Annotated in this window: 3 protein-coding genes; all 3 read right to left on the bottom strand. The window is 61.5% G+C overall.

Annotated features, from left to right (window positions below; all coding sequences use genetic code 11):
- Nucleotides 1-39: 39 nt before the first annotated feature.
- The 3 genes from EN780_RS32845 to coaD all read right to left on the bottom strand — a co-directional run bounded on the left by EN780_RS32845 (nucleotide 40) and on the right by coaD (nucleotide 1742).
- Nucleotides 40-552 (bottom strand): peptidylprolyl isomerase, encoded by a 513-nt coding sequence (locus tag EN780_RS32845; RefSeq protein ID WP_127285967.1) that lies wholly within the window; start codon nucleotides 550-552, stop codon nucleotides 40-42.
- A 27-nt stretch (nucleotides 553-579) separates the two neighbouring features.
- Complete coding sequence (locus tag EN780_RS32840) at nucleotides 580-1167, bottom strand: peptidylprolyl isomerase (RefSeq protein ID WP_127285966.1); 588 nt, start codon at nucleotides 1165-1167, stop codon at nucleotides 580-582.
- Nucleotides 1168-1241: 74 nt separating this feature from the next.
- Complete coding sequence (coaD, locus tag EN780_RS32835; RefSeq protein ID WP_126054740.1) at nucleotides 1242-1742, bottom strand: pantetheine-phosphate adenylyltransferase; 501 nt, start codon at nucleotides 1740-1742, stop codon at nucleotides 1242-1244.
- Between the last annotated feature and the right edge of the window lie 310 nt (nucleotides 1743-2052).

The following is a 2052-nucleotide window of genomic DNA, read 5'->3' as shown; positions in this document are numbered from 1 at the left end:
AGCAGGGACCAGACGGCGCCCATCATCGTTATGCCGCCTTTACTTGACGTCGGCCGCGACCTTCAGCGACACGATCTTGTCGGGGTCCTGCACCGGCTCGCCGCGCTTGATCTTGTCGACATTGTCCATGCCTTCGAGGACCTGGCCCCAAACCGTGTACTGGCGGTTGAGGAAGGAGGCGTCATCGAAGCAGATGAAGAACTGCGAGTTCGCCGAATTCGGGTTCTGGGCGCGCGCCATCGAGCAGGTGCCGCGGCCATGGTTGGCGTTGGAGAACTCGGCCTTCAGGTCCGGCTTGTCGGAACCGCCCATGCCCGCGCGCGAAGGCGCGAAAGAGGGCTTGCTCGAATTGCCGAACTTGACGTCGCCGGTCTGCGCCATGAAGCCGTCGATGACGCGGTGGAAGACAACGCCGTCATAGGCGCCTTCGCGCGCCAGCTCCTTGATGCGGGCGACATGGCCGGGCGCCAGGTCGGGGAACAGTTCGATGACGACCTGGCCCTTGGTCGTTTCCATGATGAGGGCGTTCTCGCGGTCCTTGATCTCAGCCATGTCAGATATCCTTTTGAAAAAACAGATTTACTTGTCGGTGGCGATGCGCACTTTGATCATCCGGTCAGGATCGCTGACGGTCCCGTTGTCCGCCTCGTCGCCCTTCTTGATGTTGTCGACCAGCTCCATGCCGCTGACGACATTGCCGACGATGGTGTACTGGCCATCGAGCGACGACGCCGGCGCGAACATGATGAAGAACTGCGAATTCGCCGAATTCGGATCCTGCGAACGGGCCATGCCGACCACGCCGCGCTTGTAGTGCTCGGTCTGCGAGAATTCGGCCGGCAGGTCCGGCAGGTCGGAACCGCCGGTGCCGACGGCCTGGGGGTTGAAGCCCTTCTTCATGTTGCCGAACTTGACGTCGCCGGTCTGCGCCATGAAGCCGTCGATGACGCGGTGGAAGGCGACATTGTCGTAGGCGCCCTCGCGCACCAGCTTCTTGATCTGCGCGACGTGCTTGGGCGCCAGGTCGGGGCGCAGCGCGACGGTCACGTCGCCATCCTTCAGCGTGATGATCATGGTGTTTTCGGGATCGGCGGCGAAGGCCGAGACCGAGGCGGTCACGAGACCGGCCAGCACGACAAGGAACGTAGCGAGCTTCTTCAGCTGCATGGTATTTCTCCGAAGATCTTTTGTTTGGTGCATGTCGTCACCCAAAACCTGCATCCACTTTTGGGCGACATGCACTATTTCGCGAATTTTGCTGTCAGCGCCCCGGCGACGGCCGCCGGCACGAAGGGGCGGATGTCGCCTCCCATCGAGGCTATCTGGCGGACAAGTGTGGCGGTAATGGTTCTGACCGACGGGCTGGCGGGCAGAAAGACCGTCTGCAGTTCCGGCGCCATGGTCTCGTTCATGCCGGCCATCTGCATCTCGTAGTCGAGATCGGTGCCGTCGCGCAGGCCGCGGATCATGATCGAGGCGCCCTCCCGCCTTGCCGCGTCGATGACCAGACCGTCGAACGCCACGACCTTGATGCGGGCACCGTCGCGGCCGAATTCGGCCTTGGTCGCCGCCTCGATTAGCTTCACCCGTTCCTCGAAGGAAAACAGTGGCTTCTTGCCGGGATGAATGCCGATCGCCGCATAAACGATGTCGGCCACGGCGAGCGAGGCCTTCAGCACATCGAGGTGGCCGTTGGTCAGCGGGTCGAAGGAGCCGGCGTAAAGGGCGATGCGTTCGGTCATGGCAGGCTTCTAGCGGGCGCGCGGACGGAAGGCAAATCCGATTGATCAGGCATCCGTGAACCTTTTCGCAGACGTGAACGACAGATGAATGCGACGATCAGCAACGTTTCACGCAGCGTTCACTAGGTTGCCGCTTCAGGAGATGAAACCAAAGTCCCATCTATCCGTTATTAGGCGCAGGAGAACACGCACATGCTGATCTACATGCTAGCCACCGCAATGACAGTCGCCATGCTGATCGCCACCGCATTCGGCCTGCATCAGGAAGCCGTGCGCGTTCGCGCCAAAACGAACACGCGGCGCTTCGAAG

It is taken from the genome of Mesorhizobium sp. M4B.F.Ca.ET.089.01.1.1, assembly GCF_004022605.1.
In the GTDB taxonomy this organism is placed as follows: domain Bacteria; phylum Pseudomonadota; class Alphaproteobacteria; order Rhizobiales; family Rhizobiaceae; genus Mesorhizobium; species Mesorhizobium abyssinicae.
The sequence above is the reverse complement of the archived record's forward strand: the minus strand, read 5'-3'. Positions and strand labels throughout refer to the sequence as shown.